Annotated in this window: 17 protein-coding genes; 7 read left to right on the forward strand and 10 right to left on the reverse strand. The window is 38.1% G+C overall.

From position 1 onward, the window contains the following. Positions 1–123: 123 nt before the first annotated feature. The gene (locus EHLA_RS14675) at positions 124–510 is read right to left on the reverse strand and encodes a BlaI/MecI/CopY family transcriptional regulator (RefSeq protein ID WP_096241326.1); all 387 of its coding nucleotides are present in this window, start codon (positions 508–510) and stop codon (positions 124–126) included. A gap of 72 nt (positions 511–582) precedes the next feature. Beyond that, positions 583–3834, reverse strand: coding sequence for a YfhO family protein (locus EHLA_RS14680; protein WP_096241327.1), 3252 nt, complete (start codon positions 3832–3834; stop codon positions 583–585). A 289-nt stretch (positions 3835–4123) separates the two neighbouring features. Here EHLA_RS14680 and rffA point away from each other — a divergent pair, with 289 nt between their 5' ends. The 3 genes from rffA to EHLA_RS14700 all read left to right on the forward strand — a co-directional run bounded on the left by rffA (position 4124) and on the right by EHLA_RS14700 (position 7843). Continuing rightward, positions 4124–5254: a dTDP-4-amino-4,6-dideoxygalactose transaminase gene (gene rffA, locus EHLA_RS14685; RefSeq protein WP_021907658.1), complete on the forward strand. Its 1131-nt coding sequence runs from the start codon at positions 4124–4126 to the stop codon at positions 5252–5254. 221 nt (positions 5255–5475) lie between these two features. After that, positions 5476–6525, forward strand: coding sequence for a glycosyltransferase family 2 protein (locus tag EHLA_RS14695; RefSeq protein WP_242970739.1), 1050 nt, complete (start codon positions 5476–5478; stop codon positions 6523–6525). A gap of 136 nt (positions 6526–6661) precedes the next feature. Then, complete coding sequence (locus EHLA_RS14700; RefSeq protein ID WP_096241328.1) at positions 6662–7843, forward strand: ATP-grasp domain-containing protein; 1182 nt, start codon at positions 6662–6664, stop codon at positions 7841–7843. Positions 7844–8144: 301 nt separating this feature from the next. On the opposite strand, the gene EHLA_RS14705 is transcribed toward EHLA_RS14700, so the two are convergent. The 6 genes from EHLA_RS14705 to EHLA_RS14730 all read right to left on the reverse strand — a co-directional run bounded on the left by EHLA_RS14705 (position 8145) and on the right by EHLA_RS14730 (position 14313). Continuing rightward, positions 8145–9593 carry a lipopolysaccharide biosynthesis protein gene (locus tag EHLA_RS14705; protein ID WP_096241329.1) on the reverse strand — a complete coding sequence of 483 codons (1449 nt, stop codon included), beginning with the start codon at positions 9591–9593 and terminating at the stop codon, positions 8145–8147. A gap of 84 nt (positions 9594–9677) precedes the next feature. Then, the gene (locus tag EHLA_RS14710) at positions 9678–11027 is read right to left on the reverse strand and encodes a phenylacetate--CoA ligase family protein (protein ID WP_096241330.1); all 1350 of its coding nucleotides are present in this window, start codon (positions 11025–11027) and stop codon (positions 9678–9680) included. A 174-nt stretch (positions 11028–11201) separates the two neighbouring features. Beyond that, positions 11202–11789, reverse strand: coding sequence for a hypothetical protein (locus tag EHLA_RS14715; protein ID WP_096241331.1), 588 nt, complete (start codon positions 11787–11789; stop codon positions 11202–11204). A gap of 112 nt (positions 11790–11901) precedes the next feature. Beyond that, a complete protein-coding gene (locus tag EHLA_RS14720; RefSeq protein WP_096241332.1) occupies positions 11902–12618 on the reverse strand; it encodes a CpsD/CapB family tyrosine-protein kinase in 717 nt (238 codons plus the stop codon). A gap of 3 nt (positions 12619–12621) precedes the next feature. Continuing rightward, positions 12622–13434, reverse strand: coding sequence for a YveK family protein (locus tag EHLA_RS14725; protein WP_096241333.1), 813 nt, complete (start codon positions 13432–13434; stop codon positions 12622–12624). Positions 13435–13455: 21 nt separating this feature from the next. Continuing rightward, a complete protein-coding gene (locus EHLA_RS14730; RefSeq protein ID WP_157908610.1) occupies positions 13456–14313 on the reverse strand; it encodes an LCP family protein in 858 nt (285 codons plus the stop codon). A 68-nt stretch (positions 14314–14381) separates the two neighbouring features. Here EHLA_RS14730 and EHLA_RS14735 point away from each other — a divergent pair, with 68 nt between their 5' ends. Beyond that, complete coding sequence (locus tag EHLA_RS14735; protein ID WP_096238895.1) at positions 14382–15041, forward strand: helix-turn-helix domain-containing protein; 660 nt, start codon at positions 14382–14384, stop codon at positions 15039–15041. A 20-nt stretch (positions 15042–15061) separates the two neighbouring features. Beyond that, positions 15062–15943, forward strand: a complete 882-nt coding sequence (locus EHLA_RS14740; RefSeq protein WP_242970781.1) for an IS3 family transposase — start codon at positions 15062–15064, stop codon at positions 15941–15943. Between the two features lie 48 nt (positions 15944–15991). Here EHLA_RS14740 and EHLA_RS14745 read toward each other — a convergent pair whose 3' ends face one another. Next, entirely contained in the window at positions 15992–16195 is a 204-nt protein-coding gene (locus tag EHLA_RS14745) for a hypothetical protein (protein WP_096241335.1), read from the reverse strand. A 137-nt stretch (positions 16196–16332) separates the two neighbouring features. Next, the gene (locus EHLA_RS14750; protein ID WP_096241336.1) at positions 16333–17049 is read right to left on the reverse strand and encodes a CpsB/CapC family capsule biosynthesis tyrosine phosphatase; all 717 of its coding nucleotides are present in this window, start codon (positions 17047–17049) and stop codon (positions 16333–16335) included. A gap of 232 nt (positions 17050–17281) precedes the next feature. Between EHLA_RS14750 and EHLA_RS14755 the strand changes: the two genes are divergently transcribed. Together EHLA_RS14755 and EHLA_RS14760 are read left to right on the forward strand one after the other, a co-directional pair. Then, entirely contained in the window at positions 17282–17566 is a 285-nt protein-coding gene (locus tag EHLA_RS14755) for a transposase (protein ID WP_009245215.1), read from the forward strand. After that, positions 17563–18477 (forward strand): IS3 family transposase, encoded by a 915-nt coding sequence (locus tag EHLA_RS14760; RefSeq protein ID WP_055151734.1) that lies wholly within the window; start codon positions 17563–17565, stop codon positions 18475–18477. The genes EHLA_RS14755 and EHLA_RS14760 overlap by 4 nt, the downstream gene beginning before the upstream one ends. Positions 18478–18641 lie beyond the last annotated feature (164 nt).

The following is an 18641-nucleotide window of genomic DNA, read 5'->3' on the forward strand; positions in this document are numbered from 1 at the left end:
ATCCCGGTCTCTCTGTAAGTGCATCAATCGCCCTAACTTCCACATCATCGGTTTAATTAAATGTCCGCTGTATTCGTTTTTTAAGATGAGTTGATTATATACCCATATACCAGGGAAAGTCAACTATTGATTTGCTAATACTTTTAATCGTGCATCAATGTTTCTCTTAATATCTCTAAGAGATTCCGGATCGTCAATTTCCTTTAATAACTTTTTATAAATATTCATTTTCTCTTCCGGTTTCATATGTCCAAGAACTTTACGAGTCAGATACTGTTCTCTTGTCATTGTCGGTTTAAATGTGCGGGCATAATTCTTAGTTGTTTTCTTAAAGCCTACCACTTCAATAAACTTCTTTTCAAGTAATGCATTTACCAATAAATGAACCGAACTGTTCTTCCACTCCTTATCCCCGGATACTTTAATAATTTCTGTTGCGGTAAGAGCGTCCTCCTGATCCCACATTACTTCCATAATGGCTAATTCACTTTTTGTCAGATGTTCTACCATAATAAATATCTCTCCTTAAAATTTTTATATATGCACGTTATTACGTTTCATATAGTTTTCCTATCTGCCATTTTATTGATTCCCTTTTTGCTTCTTTTTCTTTGAAGCGACTGCTAATAGAATCCATATGATAATTCCTGCTGCAGATGCCATCATTCCAAGATGTAAGCCCGGTGAATTATAACGAAGTACCACTTTATGAGAACCTTTCGTTAAATTAATTCCCATATACATCGTATTCGCTCTGAAAACAGAAGTTTCTTTTCCATCCACGTATGCTTTCCAGCCAGAAGAATACGGAATAGAAAATACCATAACCTTATCAGAAGAAAGGGTTACATTTCCACTGACCTCATTATTCTTATCTGTCAAGACATTCTGAAGCGACTCTTCATTCCTCTCCTCAATCTGTGAAACATAATCATCCATTGGAACATAGCATACTTTTACATCGCTATAGTTAATCTTTGCCTTGATTGGAATCGTAAATGTCACATCTTCTGATTCTGAAGTATCGCTATACCCCAGATTAATAAGATAGCTGTCTCTTCCAAGCGCATAGGTCAGGTCATTATTACGGATCACAATATTTTTCTCCATATCATCTGTGCTGATTTTCGCCTTAATACGCGCTTTCTTCGTTGTCATTCCATCAATCATCAGATAAGCTTCATATCCCTTTTTCTTTTCATAAGAAAGAGTCAGTGTACTTTCTTCTTTTTTGGAGCGAATCCGGTCTTCTTTCACAATAACACCATCTGTATCCTTTACCGTAACCGTTCCGTACTTAATCTTATCCGAAACGGATCTGGTATCCCCCTTCGCAAGACTCTTTACATTCTTTGTATCAAGAACTGCCGCCTCAAGCATCACCTGTTGTTTTTCGATAGCAGACAGCTTCTCATACTCTTCACTATCAATATATTTATCATACGTATATCCGATAGATAACGGATAATCATTCTTGTAAATTGTATATTCATGAGCTTTTGTACTATAATCTTTATACTTAGAAAATCCATATGGGAGATTCTGCGTAAATTCCTTTCGGATCATATAATATCGTACATTAGCAAGTGCTTCTAACGCTGTACGATTATCAAACGAATAAATACGGTGCACCGCACTGATTCCTATACTGTCCAAATCCTTATGATACTTTACCATTCCTTTATTGATAACACTATTATACATGGATACGCCGTTATAATCCAGTACCAGACCTGTATTTTCAAATTCATCATCTGTAGAAGAAGTATCCACACGATAAAAATTATCATCTGAAATATCTGTAAAGAACAGATACGGAGAGCGCTCAAACTTCACAGAAATAGAACCATTATACATAAAGGTATCTACTACACCACCAATGTCATATAGCATTCTTCCATGTACCGCTAAAGATACTACTATAAATACCATCATCGCTGTATAATACTGCATCTTTGTTATCTTCTTCATACAGTTGATAAGTAAAATAAGCAGCACTGCTCCAACTAGCATTCGGAATGTTGTCTCTGATTCCATTACATTATCCTCAATCATATATTTACAGATTGGATAATATGCCACTGTTACAACACAAAGTATAATTACCTGTATTTTAGAAAGACTTCGCAGATCATCAAACACAAGAACCATCATATAAGATAACGTAAATGTCACAATATAAACCCAGCGATTACTGATCGTACTAAATCCAGACATGGCAAATGCACAAAATGGAACTAGTAATGCAATGTATTCTAATATAATAATTCCCTTCAGTCCTCTTTCTTCCTTCTTCTTATTAAGGAAAAAGACAACCAGCGCCGGTACCATAAGCGCCACAAAACCAAGGCAGCTGTCATACTCCGGCACATACGAATTCGATATCAATCCTGCCAATATCTTTCCCGGTCTTTGGATATAATAAAACAACAGATTATCTGTAGCAATTTTAGCATTGCTCAAACCAACTCTGTCAGAATTTAACGTTCTTACAATCGTAGGCAGGAAAGAGACTGCTCCCATACAGCATCCCAGCAAATATGATAAAATAATTCGGACCATCATGGCAAAGAATTCTTTAACTTTGTCTTTTTTATAAGTCTGTGCAAAACGGATAAGCGCATATACTCCCATTGCTACGGTATTGATATATAAAAAGTAGTAGTTCGTAAACATGGAGATGCCTACAAACAAACTGTACATCAATACTTTTCTATCTGTAATCAGACGGTCTAATGCGATCAAAAGCATTGGCAGATAAATCAGCGGTGCTGTAAAAATAGGATGTCTGATTCCAAGACACATAATGTATCCACTAAATATGTATACATAAGAAACAATACAGGTAGGAATCCATGGTTTCTTTCTGTAACGGCAGTATGCGGTAAATGCAAGTCCTGCCAGATAATAACGTAATACCATAAGGAAATTATAAAAAACTTCCATATAACGGTCTGGTACGAATACCCCAAGGAAATTCGTTGGATATGTTCTTACAACAGAACGAAGGTCTTCTCCCATCCCTATCGTAAAATCATACATTTTCAAGTTAAAGTCACCATGCAGCATACTTACTACAGATTCTCTCAAGAACTTTGCCATATATTTTAAATATGGAAAATACTGTGGCATCGCATCAATCTTCCACACCAATGCTTTATTCGATAAGATCATTGTAGAAAAAACGATGACAACTAAAACAAGAAAACCTCCGGTGTAACAGATCATATAACAAAGAAGTGGGTGTTTTTTCGCAAATGCTCCCACCTTCTGTTTCCATAAAGACTCCTCTTTCTTTAAGGAAACCGGCTGAACCTTTGCACGTTCCTGTGTTCTTTTATACACAAGATAAAAACCGGCATAATAAAAAATGCCAAACACCAAAATACCAAGAATCGTAAAATTCTTTCCGCCTATAACAAGTTCTGTAAGTGCTGCTCTTTTCCAGACAAATAAGATTACTGCACTGACCACAGATACTCCGGCACTAATCAGCATACTCTTCTGCTTTTCCATACCCTTTTTCAAAAGACCCGCCGCTGGAATCTCCAGTGCAAATATAACGGCTGCACATAAAAACAGACCTGCAATCGGCGCAATCTTCTGCATGGTAATCGTTTCTACCAGCGACAACGAAAACCCTTTATGACCGGTAATCATCTGTATGCAAAAACCACTTGCGAAATACATCATAAGAAATGTAAGAAAAATCCACATAAGCTTTTCTTCCCGCTGTTCCCTGTCTGGAAACTTTACAAAGAGTTTACCGGAAAAAGCACCTACACCAAAAAACGTAATTACAATTAGTAAACTGTACATTGCTAACTTAACCATTCTCTTCTCCCTCAAAGTTATTTTTATTTTCTTATAACAAAAAGATTTCTCCACTTTTTTCTTAAAAAAGCTACCTGTAACTATCAAAAAACAAAAAAATTATTTTTTGTGAACAGATACAACTGTTTTATTATATAATTAAATATATTTGCCGTCAAGAAATGGCAGAAATTCATTACTCCTTCTCTATACAATTATTGTTATTTTTGCTATAATGATGAGAAGGTATGCCGTTTTACTTCATACCGTAACTGCTAACCACTTATTTTAATTTAAAGAAGGAATTTTTATGATTAATTTTAATATTCCCCCATTTACGGGAAAGGAAACAGAATACATGGCAAAAGCAATCCAGAACCACAAGATCAGTGGAGATGGAGAATTCACTAAGAAGTGTAACAAGTGGATCGAAGACCATACCGGAACAGCAAAGGCTCTTCTGACAACTTCCTGTACACACGCTACAGAGATGGCTGCTCTCCTTGCAGATATCAAACCTGGGGATGAAGTCATCATGCCATCCTACACCTTTGTATCTACCGCAGATGCTTTTGTTCTTCGTGGTGCTACTGCCGTCTTTGTAGATATCCGTCCGGATACAATGAACATCGATGAGAAGTTAATCGAGGATGCTATCACAGAGAAGACTAGAGCAATCGTTCCTGTTCACTATGCCGGCGTTGCCTGCGAGATGGACACAATCATGGATATCGCAAAACGCCATAATCTTCTCGTAATCGAAGACGCTGCACAGGGGGTTATGTCCTCCTATAAAGGACAGGCTTTAGGCGCCATCGGTGATTACGGCTGTTTCAGTTTCCACGAAACAAAGAACTACAGCATGGGAGAGGGTGGCTGCCTTTTAATCCGCGATAAAGAGAATATTGACAATGCGGAAATCATTCGTGAAAAGGGTACAAACCGAAGTAAGTTCTTCCGCGGCCAGATTGATAAATATACATGGGTAGAAGCGGGTTCCTCCTACCTGCCAAGTGATATGAATGCCGCTTATCTCTACGCGCAGTTAGAAATGGCCGATGAGATTTACGATAACCGTATGCATACATGGAATACTTACTATGAGAACCTTACTTCTTTAAAAGAAGCCGGACACATTGAACTTCCATTTATTCCAGAAGGCTGTGTCCACAATGCGCATATGTTCTACATCAAGGCGAAAACTCTTGAAGAACGTACCGCTTTGATCCAGTACTTAAAAGAGAACGACATCTCTTCCGTATTCCACTACATTCCTCTTCACGGAGCACCTGCCGGACAGAAATACGGTCGTTTCCATGGAGAAGATAAGTACACAACAAAAGAAAGCGAACGTCTCCTTCGTCTTCCTCTTTATTATGGATTAGAAGAAGAAAAAGTTCTTACTGTATGTGAAAAGATTAAAGAATTTTATTCAAAATAAATGTACTTCAGGAATCTTTTGAGTACATAATAAATGTACTCCGGCAATCTTTTTGTGCTTGATTTTGTGAGAAGATTTTTTGTCAGTTGTGCCCAAATTTTTGAGGCGTACGCGGTGCGTACGTTGATGAAATTCGGGTGCGGCTGGCGGAAAATCAGCCACAAAAGCAAGTGCAAGAAAGACTCCGAGAGTACATAATAAACTACCAGGAGGCAAAACTCGTGTTACACTCGATTATCATACCCTGCTATAAATCTTCACAAACCATTCGTGAAGTAGTCGAACTGACCAGTGCGGAGCTAGATCGTTTGGGTCGTCCGGACTATGAATTTATTCTCGTAGACGACTATTCTCCAGACGATGGCGCAACACTGAAAGAACTTCGTTCTCTTGCTGCCGACTATCCTTTTGTAAAAGCAATTTCTTTAGCAAAGAATTCCGGACAGCATAATGCCGTTATGGCAGGGCTTAACTATGCACAGGGAGATCTGCTGATCGCGATGGATGATGATATGCAGACGCACCCTTCCCAGCTTCATTTTCTGCTGGAAGAGATTGAAAAAGGCTACGATATTGTTTATGGCTACTATCCCGATAAAAAGCATTCCACATTCCGCAACTTTGGAAGTTTTTTAAATTACATCACGGTTCGAATCCTTATCGGAAAACCCAAAGACATGAAGACATCCAGCTATTGGGTTATCCGTAAGTTCGTAAGAGACTACGTTATCCAGTACCAGAGTCCATACACACATTTACAGGGACTCTTCTTACGTACTACCCGAAACATAAGCTGCGTTCCAATCAAACATTTTGAGCGTGAAGTCGGTCAGTCCGGTTACACATTAAAGAAGCTCATCCAGCTATATTCTAACATTATGGGCTACTCTGTTGTTCCTTTACGACTGTCCACCTACTGCGGATACTTCTTTTCTATTTTAAGTATCCTTGGCGCACTTATTATCGTAATCCGTAAACTCGTCAATCCTATGATGGCTCTTGGATGGCCTTCCATGATGTGTGCCATCTGCTTCTTCTCCGGTCTTATCATGTTATTCATGGGAACAATCGGAGAATACCTTGGACGCATGTTCCTTGGAATGAACAAACAGCCACAGTTCGTTGTACGGGAAGTAATTTCACAAAACAGCACTGCTGCAGCAATCCAGGACACAGCGAATACTCCGGATACAGCAACATCTGTGGAACCTGTACTTCCAACAGAAACTATTTCTGCAAAGAATAGCTGCGAACCATCAGATAACGAATAGATAATGAATAAATAATGAATAGATAACGAAGAAATAACGAAAACTATATCATCATAAATGTACTCTCGGAATCTTTTTGTGCTTGATTTTGTGAGAAAGACTCCGAGAGTACATCATAATCAATCAGGAGGTCATCATGAAGAAAATTATGATTCTCGGAGCCGGTATCTATCAGGTTCCTTTAATTAAAACAGCAAAAAGAATGGGATTATATACGATTGTTGTCAGCATTCCTGGAAACTATCCAGGATTTGCTTTAGCCGATAAAGTATATTATGAAAATACCGTAGATGATGAAAAGATCCTTGAGATTGCAAGAGCAGAACAGATTGACGGAATCGTTACAACCGGTACCGATGTATGCGTTATCACTATCGGAAAAGTATGCGATGCCATGGGACTTGCCGGACTTTCCTATGAAGCCGCACAGATTGCAGTAGATAAGATGCTTATGAAAACCAAATACGAAGAATACGGTGTACGTACTGCCCGCTTCCGCCAGGTTCTCTTCACAGATCCAGATATTAAAAAGACAATCGAGGGACTGGAATTCCCACTGATCTTCAAGTCTGTAGACTCCTCAGGCAGCCGCGGAATCACTCGTGTAGATTCCTATGAAGAATTTGACTCTGCTATGCAGTATGTAAAAGAAAACACAAGAAAAGATTACTTCTTGATCGAAGAATTTGTAGAAGGCGAAGAATTTGGAGCACAAGCATTCGTATACAACGGAGAAGTACAGTTTATCCTTCCTCATGGAGATTATGTTTTCCATGGAGACACCGGCGTACCAATCGGACACTTTGCACCATATAACTTAAGCGAAGATGTCATCGAAGATGCCAAAGCACAGCTTCGCGGCGCAGTAAAAGCAATGCAGCTTGACAACTGTGCTATCAATGCCGATTTCATCTTAAAAGACAACAAAACTTACGTCCTAGAACTCGGCGGACGCTGCGGCGCTACCTGCCTTGCTGAGCTAACATCTATTTACTACGGATTTGACTACTACGAAAAGATTTTAAAAACTGCTCTTGGCGAAGATCCTGCCTTCACATTTGACAAACCATTTGTACCAAATGCCAGCCATCTTCTCATGAGTGATAAAGACGGAATCATCAAGTCCCAAACAGACCACAATGAACCAAATGATAATATTTATGAAGTTGAATTCGATTATCAACCGGGCGATGAAGTACATAAGTTCCACGTAGGACCACATCGTATCGGACATATCATCACCAAAGGAGAAACCTTAGAAGATGCCCAGAAACTGCTCTTCGAAGCTATGGATAAAGTAGAGATCGTAGTAGAGTAGAAGATGATAAGCAAAAAAGAAGGAATGATTTTGTGTTTTCATTTTGTTCCGTTGCGCTAAACGCTTCTTTTTTGCTCTATCCGTAATACCTACCTCGATTTATCAAAGGTACATGGTAAAAATACCGGTAAAAATCATCCCTCCAATTTATCAAAGTCAGAAAATAAATACGAAAGTAAAAAACAATAGCATAGATCTGTAATGTCGGAGCAAGAGCAAATGCCAGACAGGCATTTGGCTCGCAGCGACTATCTTTACAGATCTATGCCATTGTTTTTTACTTTCGTATTTATTTTCGTCTTTACTTTCGTTTTTTAAACATTTTCAATACTGCTGCCATCTGTTTTCTTAACGCGATTGCAGCTGCTGCTACCACAAGAATCAATACAGCATATCGGAAATACCATGCTACTTTGTAAAGATTCATGGACAACAGGTTGATCGCACCGTATACCACTGCGATAAGAAGCGTTTTACGAAGTGGAACAATAACCATTCCTGTGATTTTATGCTCAAGAATTCCCTGCACGAGCAGAAGTATGATATAACTGAACGCTGTCGTATAGGCAGCCGCCATATAACCAAAATTCAGGATACATACATAATTTAAAATAACATTTAATACCATCGTTCCAATTGTTCCGGCTGCTACATACTGGGTTCTCTTGTAATAATTCTGGAGAGCAGAATAGCTGTAACTATAGAAACGGAACAAGGTTCCGGATACCATTGGAGCAATGAGCCATACTGCCGGCCTGTACTTTGCCGGGCCAAGAATAGCGATTGCTTCCGGTGCGAGCATAACAATCACCCAGGAAAGAATTCCAAACATATGCATAACCGATGTCCATGGTTTCGCAACTTCTTTTTCTTCCCCCTGTGATATTTTGGCATAAAGCCATGGAATCCATGCATTCCATACCGAATCCTCAAGAATCCATATGATAAAAGAAATCGTTGTCGCAAGTGCAAAGATTCCTGCCGCTTCATTGCTGATCATTTTCTGAATCATAATCTTGTCTGACTGATTCATAATCTGAATCGACAATGCTTCTGGTATAAGTGGAAGGCTGAATGCCAGTCCGTATTTCCAATATTTTAAATTAATAAACTTCTTACCCTGTGTCCAGATAACAATAGCAACGATCGCCCCTCCGATAATCTGTGGAACATAGTAGCCGATCACACGACGGTCAACAAGCTGATCAACGAGTCCCTGCACCCGACCTCGGTAAATAAGCCAGATTGAAAGGAAGGTTCCCGGCACGATCGTAAGCAAGGTTGCCATCGTACTAAACTTATATTTAAGAACCTGTTTATCTCTTCGCTGTACATAGAGCATACTTGTATAAGTAAATACATAGAGGAAACAGGAATAAAACATCAAATCATCCATCTGGCAGAAGTCCTGTACCTGCGTCTTAAAGATCATGCAGATTCCAAAGAAAAATGCGATCGCGATGTAAGATAATGTATGTACGCTTGATACATACCCATTATAATCCTCTTCAAAATCATTCTTTGCTACATCCACACTTCTCCAAAGACATAATGACATGACCGTATATGCAATCAGTAGCCAGGATTCGTACGTACGGACTATACCATACTGCGCCTGTGTCAATAACCTAGAATAGATCGGGGTTACAGCAAAGGTCAGTCCTCTTGCAAAAAGCTGTGCCAGGATAAAGAAAAATCCTGAGGTAAAGGCTCTTTTATTCAAAGAGGCATCTTTATTCTTTCCTGCCATAATCCGTCCTCCATCTAATAATTATCCTGTTAGTTTCTCTGTCAGATACCTGTTGTAATCCATTATCGCTATTAAATACTTCCATTAATCCTGTACCTTACATACGATCATACGAAGCTTACCATTCTTATCCGGTGGAATAGAATCCATCCAATCATACACAATCTCAAACGGATGCTTGAACTTCGCATTTAACTTTGCGGTCATATCTTTCTCGACTTCTTCCTTACTCAGCTTAGACTCCGCCTTATTATGTACACACTGAATATGAATCTTATGATACGTTTCCTGAATAAAACGCATCTGAAGTATATCTTCACAGTGGGCAATGATCGGGGCAATTTCAAAGAAAGTAGTCACTTCTCCTGTCTCATAACGGAAAAAGTCATTCATTCTTCCCTGTACACTTGTGATATAGCGGACACCATCCCGAACCTCGCAAGTTCCCCTGTCTCCAATCGCATAATTAATAAGTGGTAAATCTGTTTTATAAAGTGGTGTAACTACAATATTACCCTCTTTCGCCGGACGATTCTTTTCATCGTAAATATTTACCACAAAAGAATCATTATGGACCGTATATTCTTTATTATCAAAAAGCCGTACCATCGCCGCACCAGTCTCTGCAGTTCCATAAGAATCAATAATTCCCGGTCCAAGAATCTCCGCAAAGAGCTTTCTTGCTGTATCGTCTATCTTCTCTCCGGTAGGACAGTAAAACTTCGGCTTCTCAAGCTCCACATGATTCTGTTTACAGTACAGACAAATACGCATAAATTCACTCTTATTCATATATAAAAAGTCTGGCTTATAAGCATTAATCTGCTTCACAATCTCCGGCTCCGGCGCATACTGATCGACAAAGCCACGACGAAGAATCCCAAAATGCTGTAAAAATGTATCACTGCCTCCGGAAATACTATGGGCACTCTTACGACTCATTGTCTTGCCTTTAAATGGATTATAACCGGCACACATCATAACTCGGAACCAGTTCGCCATATTATATGCCTTCTCTTTCGGAGAAACAAGTAACATCAGAGGAATTCCTGAAGAACCACTCGTTGTATCATGAAACCAGCAATCATACTTCGGATCCTTCGCCTCCTCATTCATCCATGCACGAAGCTCATCCTTCGTAAGTAACGGAAGCTTAGACAGATCATCCCCTGTACGAATATCCTCCGGCTTCACTCCAGCCTCATCAAATCTCTTCCTGTAAAATGGAATCTCATATGCCCGTTTTACAAGCTTTCTTACACGCTTATCCTGTGTGCGCATAACCCCGTTAAAATCCTCTGGAATCTTTGTCTTCATCTTAAACAGATCAAAAAAAAGCAACACATTAACCAGCTTTCTCTCTAACTTTTCAAACATAACTTCTTCCTTTCCGGCTTCCCCTGACCAATACCAATTCTCACAGGCTACCTTCATAACTCTACTTTATCTTTAAGAATTGCTCCATAGCTCCATCAAAAAAGCCTTCACAATCCTGTAAATATCTTAAATATTGTATATAAGAAAAATTATTTTGTCAATCTTTGTTCTATAAAAAAGAAAGACATCCTTCGTGGCCAGGATGCCTTAAAACTAACTATTTTAATTTAATTATTTGATAACGATTTTAACTACTTTTTTACCAGCTTCAGTATTCTTAGTAGCTTTAACTTTGATTACAATTTTGTAAGTACCTTTCTTGATACCTTTTTTAACTGTAACTTTACCTTTTTTGCTTACTTTGATATACTTTTTAGCTTTTTTACCTTTTACTGTGTAAGTAGCACCAGCAACTTTTACGCTGAATTTCTTAGCTTTTTTCTTTAAAGAAGAAGCTTTGTAAGCTTTCTTAGCTGCAACTTTAGTTGTCTTTGTTGCAGCAACAGCTTTGCTTACTGTGTATGTTACTGTAGCAGTTCCTTCGAAAGCTCCAATACCTTTGATTGATACTGTGTATGTTCCAGCATCAGTCTTTGCTGCAGCGTTTACATAAACGAAATCCTGACCAGCGATTAATGTCTTTCCATTAATTGTAACTGTAGCTGGTAACTGAGCTTTTCCTGTATATACTGTAGATACAGCTGCTTTCTGTCCTGCGATAGTTGCCTTAGTTGCTGATGGTGCTGCAGCGTTTACTGCTGCAGGTGCCATAAGCATAACTGCAAGAAGAACTGCTACTACTTTTTTCATAGTTTTCATAATTTATTTGCCTCCTTTTGACAAAAACCTTTTTTTGCCACGACAGGTTTATGTCCTAAATTATAATAAATACTTATTAAATATACAATATATTTAATTAAGTATTATTAGCTTATCTAATTTTTTTCTCATCTGGTCCATAATAAGATCCATACTTCGTATACTTACCATAACGACCATAATACTTCTGGAATGCTCCACCTTTTACCTCTGCACGGTTCAATACCACACCAAGGAGAGGACATCCTACTCGGTCTATCTGCTGCAGGGACTGTTTAACAATATTTTTAGGAGTCTCTGCGCAACGCACTACCAAGACCGCTCCATCACTCATACTTGCAATTAACGCACCATCTGAAATATTATCCAGCGGTGGTGTATCAATAATCACATATCTATAATCTTCTGATAAACGATTCAAAAGTTCTTCTAACCTTGGATCTTCTAATAAAGCGGATGGATTCTCTAACAGTTCCGCAATCGGAACCCAATGTCCATTCGGAATATTTGTTTCATAAACAACATCCTCATATTCCGCCATTCCGGAGAGATAATGATTAATTCCCTCTTCAACACCTTGCATCTTCAAAATGGTATTATGCTCTGACTTACGTAAATCTACATCTACCAATACTGTAGGAAAACCAGCTTCTGCCAAAAGCTTCCACAAATGAACAGACACTGTACTTTTCCCTTCATTAGGAACACCACTTGTAATCAATATCTTTTTTGTATTCTTTCCACAAAACTTTATATTTACTCTTAAACGATTTAACGCTTCTTCTGCCGCATACGGCATATCCTCTATTGTTAAATTTAACTTCTTCATTATTTACTTTTCCTTTCCTGCTGCCTTTTTATATTCCTTTAATTCTTGTAATGCTTCAATATCAGGAATAACTGCTAAAGGTACGATATCAAAATATTTTTCCATATCTTCTGCTGTGTGAATCGTATCATCCATCAAATATTTGATAACGATATATAAACAGTAAAGGAATGCTCCAAGGAATGCTCCAATTAAAGTAAACTTCATATAACTTGGACCATCCTGTGTGTCAGGAAGCTTTGCCTTCTGCGCCATATTCGGTGCATTCGTACTCATTGTCTTCGGCAAATAATCTACCGATATTTCCATTAATGTGTTGGCAATATCTCTTGCCTCTTTCGGATCTGTACTTATGACATCAATATTCAAAATTCGAGTATCCTGTGGATTATCCAGAGTAATCATCTTAGCCAACTCATCAGAATCCATATCTAAATTCAGTTTATTAATTACCTGTTCAAGAACCGGATAACTTAACATCAACTGCTCATAATCCGCTGTAAGAGATGTACCAATATTTAAAGCGTCTAAATCTACCACTGAATTCTTAGACGCAGATACAACATACATCTTCGCTGTAGACTTATATGTAGGCTCGATACAAAAATAAGAAATCGCATTAAACAATACCGCCCCGATAAGAAAGCTCAATACGATATAATGTAACTTATCTAATAAGGTCCAGCCAATCTCTACTAAATCAATTTCTGCTTCATCATCCATTCCTTCCGAAAAATTCATCGGTGAAATAGTTCTTCCGCCTTTAATCACTTCAAATTCCGGACTGTTTTCTTCTTGTTTATTAATCAGACTCATTTTTCCCCTCGTTCCTCTTATTTATTCTGCTTTTTTAAAAAATAACTTCATTGCAACATCACCCAGACTAGTTTTATCCACAGTAAATGCATTAAACCCAAGCCTGTCTAGCGCATTGGTTCCATCTATAGATAACTCACCTTTATCTTCACTCATAATAATGGTATTCGCAAGATTACCCATCTCTCCAACACTCATATCTGTTACCATATAGTCACTTAGATCATTATAAAAAGTATTGATAAACCCACTATCACTTTTCAACTTATTCTTAAAAATCGGATAAAGTGCGTCGATATATTCCTTCTGTCTTCGCATACGACAAACATTCGTCCCATCACCTACATTCATACGATCATGAACATAATGTAATGCCTGGTCATCCGTAAGAGTAACCGTCTCTCCCATCTTCAGTGAAGAATCAGATTGAGAAAAATCATCCTCTATTGTAACAGGCACTCCGCCCGCAAGATGATTAATAACCTTAATCGCATCAATATTCATCGCAATATATCCATCTATCTTAATTCCATAAAGCATATTAGATACTGCATCAACTGTATTCTCACAACTAGATTCCATTCCATCCCCATTTGCATGAGCAAAAGCGATCTGTACCTTTGTCGTTGCCAAATAAGAGCCATCTTCATCAAGAGACTTCACATCGGTTATCGAATCACGATTAATCGGAAGCTTATAATAGGTATTCTCCTTTGTATTTAAAACAATCAACTCCAAAACATCACTCTGTCCAGTTCCGTTTGTCTCGGAATTCCTTTTCTTAATACCTCTGCTGTCTTCTCCAATATAAAGATACGTCTTTACATCCCAATTCGGCTTACACTTCACACCGTTAATTGTCACAATATCTTTATCCAATGGTATGCTTCCTTTTAGGTAGACAGTTGAAAAAAATAAAACTGTTTATCTGAAAGGGGGCATTTTTTATGGATAAGATTTCTCCAGAAGAAAAAATACAATGGATGGAAAAAATTCTTCAGAAAAAAGAATCCATCAGTTCTGTTGCATCAAAAATAGGAGTTTATTATACGACCGTTGATAAATGGCTTAGAAATTATCAATCAATTGGACCGGAAGCTTTTTTTCGAAAAGGTCATACCTATCGAACTCCTGCTCAAAAAGAAGCAGCTGTTTTCGATTATCTTTCTGGAAAAGGTTCTCTCCGGGATATCTGTGCCAAACACAAAATTTCAGATGCACAGATACTCAGAAGATGGATTATGAAGTATAATAGTCATGATAAGGAAACAGGAGGTAGACCAATCATGACTAAAGGCAGAAAAACTACATTTGAAGAACGTGTCGAGATCGTTCAATATTGCATAAAACATTCTCATAACTATTCGGAAACAGCAAAAAAATTTCACATTTCTTATCATCAGGCCAGAAGTTATACTATAAGATATGAAGAAAACGGGGTGGATGGGCTGCAAGATAAGCGGGGAAAGAGAAAATCCCCAGAGGAAATGACGGAAGTAGAAAAACTGCGTGCAGAAGTAAGACTTCTGCGTGCGGAAAAAAGACGGGCAGAAATAGAGATATCTTTCTTAAAAAAATTAGAAGAGATAGAGAGGAGGGGAGGCTGAGCCTGATACGCCAGGAACATATCTATCGGGCAATCAAGGAAGAACACGAAAAATATAACTATCCAATCCTGTTATTATGTGAAATAGGTGGAATCGCCAGATCATCCTACTACAAATGGCTCTATCACGTAGAGACACCGAACGAGAGATTTAACGAGGAATTGGCAGAGAAACTGGAACAATTACATGAAAAACATCCAGATATGGGATATAGAAGGTTAAATGACAAGCTGCGCCACGATGAAGACATTCGGGTAAATGATAAGAGAATCCTCCGTATTTGCAGAAAAAAACAGATCCGGTCCAACTTAAAGAGCCGGTATAATGGCTGTACCAGAGCATCAAACAACCCAGCATTTATTGCAGAAAACATTCTTAATAGAGAATTTAAGGCAGAACACCTTAATGAGAAATGGGTTACTGATGTAACGGAATTCAAATATGGAAACACCTTAGACAGTGTTCATAAAATATATTTAAGCGCTATATTAGACTTATGTGATAGACGGCCCGTTGCATATGTTATTGGGGATAGTAATAATAATGCGCTGGTATTTGAAACTTTTGATAAAGCAGTAAAGGCAAATCCAGAAGCCCATCCTATTTTTCACAGTGACAGAGGATATCAGTATACCTCCCGAAGATTCCATCAGAAATTGGAAGAAGCAGGAATGATACAGAGTATGTCGAGGGTAGCACACTGTACAGATAATGGAGTAATGGAAGGCTTTTGGGGAATCTTGAAACGGGAAATGTATTATGGAAAGAAATTTGAGAGCAGAGAAGAATTAGTGAAGGCAATCACAGAATATATAGATTACTATACAAACGACCGACCACAGAGAGGACTTGGAGTATTAACACCAATGGAATTTCATGAAAAGCAACGATTGGCGGCATAAAAATGTTGCCCGATATCCAACCGGGCAACACAAAAATTTTATATTTTTTTAATTGTCTACTTGACGGGATGCACACCACAACTCTGCTGTACTCTGTTCTTGATCCACTTTTTTCTTACTATTATTATGTTCAGGCAAAACCGTTGCAACACCAACTATCGCAATACAGATTACCGCAAATACCAGCACTACTAAAGAAAACTTTTTGTAAAGCTTTACTTTTTCTCCCTTTGCGTAATGCTTTCTTTTCATTTAAAACACCCCTATCATTAAAAAATGCTATGAATTAATGCGGTCCCAGCCTCCGGATTCATCTTCTCACACACAATAAGTACCATGAGTATTATAAACAAAATAACACTTATAACAATCGAAATCTTCTTTGACATTTACCTTTCCTCCCTATTTAGTAAATAAAGGGCCTGTGCATCCATCTCATCCATAAAAGCCTTTCCCATCTTCTTTTCCAAAGCATTACGACCTTTTATGAGATTCGGTGCCCTATGATGAACACCGTGACAATCACTTCCTAAAAAAATCATACCCTTCTTCTTAAGCATTTTAAAAATCTGTCTTCGTTCCCCCCACTGTTCAAAACTCTCTGCATTAATCTGAACATAAACAGGAAGTTCCAACAATTCATATATCTTCTTTTTATTCCCCGGGATTGTTAAAAATCTCTCTAAATGAGCCAGCAAAACTTTCATTCTGCGTCGTTCTAATATATATTTAATCTCATCTATATCCGCCTTCGTCCATGGAGAAAACGGCATCTCTAAAAGAAGCAAATCAGTACCCTGATATGTTAAATCTTCTAGACGCTCTGCTCGACTTATGCCCGAAAAAAAAGCCACTTCCGCCCCTACCACAATCTCAGGATATTCGTCTTTTTCTGTCAAACACTGCTTTAATTGTTCAAAAGCATTCTGCCTTCTGTCCAGAAATGAAGAAATTCTATCCTCTGTGGCATAAAAATGAGACGTAGCCGCTATAATATCTACACCTTGTGAAGCCGAGATTTGCAGCATCCCCAATGATTTTTCAACATTACGACTCCCATCATCTATCCCCGGCAAAATATGAGAGTGAAAATCTATTACTAGCATTCTCTTTTCCCTTCTATGTAATTTATCTGTAACCTATCTGTAATTTATCCTTAATCACAAAACTAAGAGGTATTCTCTCCATATAATTACAAGAAGAAAATAACCCCTCTCTTTCTTTTTACTATTCTATACTAAGCGGTGCTAGAATATAAATAGTACAAGTCAAAATGAGAATTCCTAATCTAATATTTCATGGTACAATGTAGGTACCGCACTGAAGGAGGATCTCATTATGGCAAAGCACTATGACAAACAGTTTAAACTGGATGCAGTCCAGTATTATCATGATCACAGAGACTTAGGACTGCAGGGCTGTGCATCAAATTTAGGAATCAGTCAACAAACATTATCACGCTGGCAAAAGGAGCTACGTGAGACAGGTGATATCGAATGCCGTGGTTCCGGTAATTATGCTTCTGATGAAGCAAAAGAAATCGCACGATTAAAACGTGAACTTCGTGATGCACAGGACGCTCTTGATGTACTAAAAAAAGCAATCAACATTCTGGGAAAATGACGGAAGCCATTTATCTCGAAGTTGCTGAGAAGGCAGAAACTGCCCATAAGGCTGGACGCCGGGTTTCTGTCTCCGGAATGTTGAAATATCTCGGCGTTTCCCGTTCTGGTTACCGTGCATGGCTAAAACATGTTCCTTCAAACGCTGAACAGCGTCGTGAAACGGTAAAAGCCAAAATCAAGGATATTTATGATGAATCAAAACAGAATTACGGTGCCCCAAAGATTACCAAAGAACTGCGAAAATCAGGGGAAATAATCTCTGAACGTACAGTTGGTAAATACATGAGGCAAATGGGAATCAAAGCACAATGGGTAAAACCATGGACTATTACCACAAAAGATTCTGACTTCAGTAGCGAATTGCAAAATATCCTTGATGAACAGTTTAATCCGGAACGCCCAAATGCTGTCTGGTGTTCTGATATCACATATATCTGGACGATAGACGGATTTGTTTATCTAACCAGTATTATGGATTTATATTCCAGAAAAATCATTGCCTGGACACTTTCTAAAACACTGGAAGTATCCTGCGTGATTGAAACAATAAATAAAGCTAAAGCAAGACGTAAAATCGAAGAACCATTGATTCTGCATTCCGATCGTGGCAGCCAGTATGTATCCAAAGAATACAAGAGGATAACTGCCGGTATACAGTGTAGCTATTCGAAAAAAGCTTATCCTTGGGACAACGCATGTATTGAATCATTCCATTCATTGATCAAACGTGAATGGCTGAACCGCTTCAAAATCCGCGATTATGATCATGCGTACCGATTGGTCTTCGAATATCTGGAAGCATTTTACAATACAAAACGTATTCATAGCCATTGTGACTATATGTCTCCAAATGATTATGAAGAACTGTATCGTAGAATCCAGAAAGACGAATTGCTGATGGCAAGTTAAGATGAGGAAAACCTCATTTTAACTTGTACTAAATCTTGACATAGGACCAAAGATATAAAAAATTGCAATGTATTATATCACAATAATATTCAAAAAAATAAGATTTTCTTTACAAAATATACAATTTTTGATTTGCATATTTGATATAGACGAAAAAAAGAAAG

Source organism: Anaerobutyricum hallii, assembly GCF_900209925.1.
In the GTDB taxonomy this organism is placed as follows: domain Bacteria; phylum Bacillota; class Clostridia; order Lachnospirales; family Lachnospiraceae; genus Anaerobutyricum; species Anaerobutyricum soehngenii.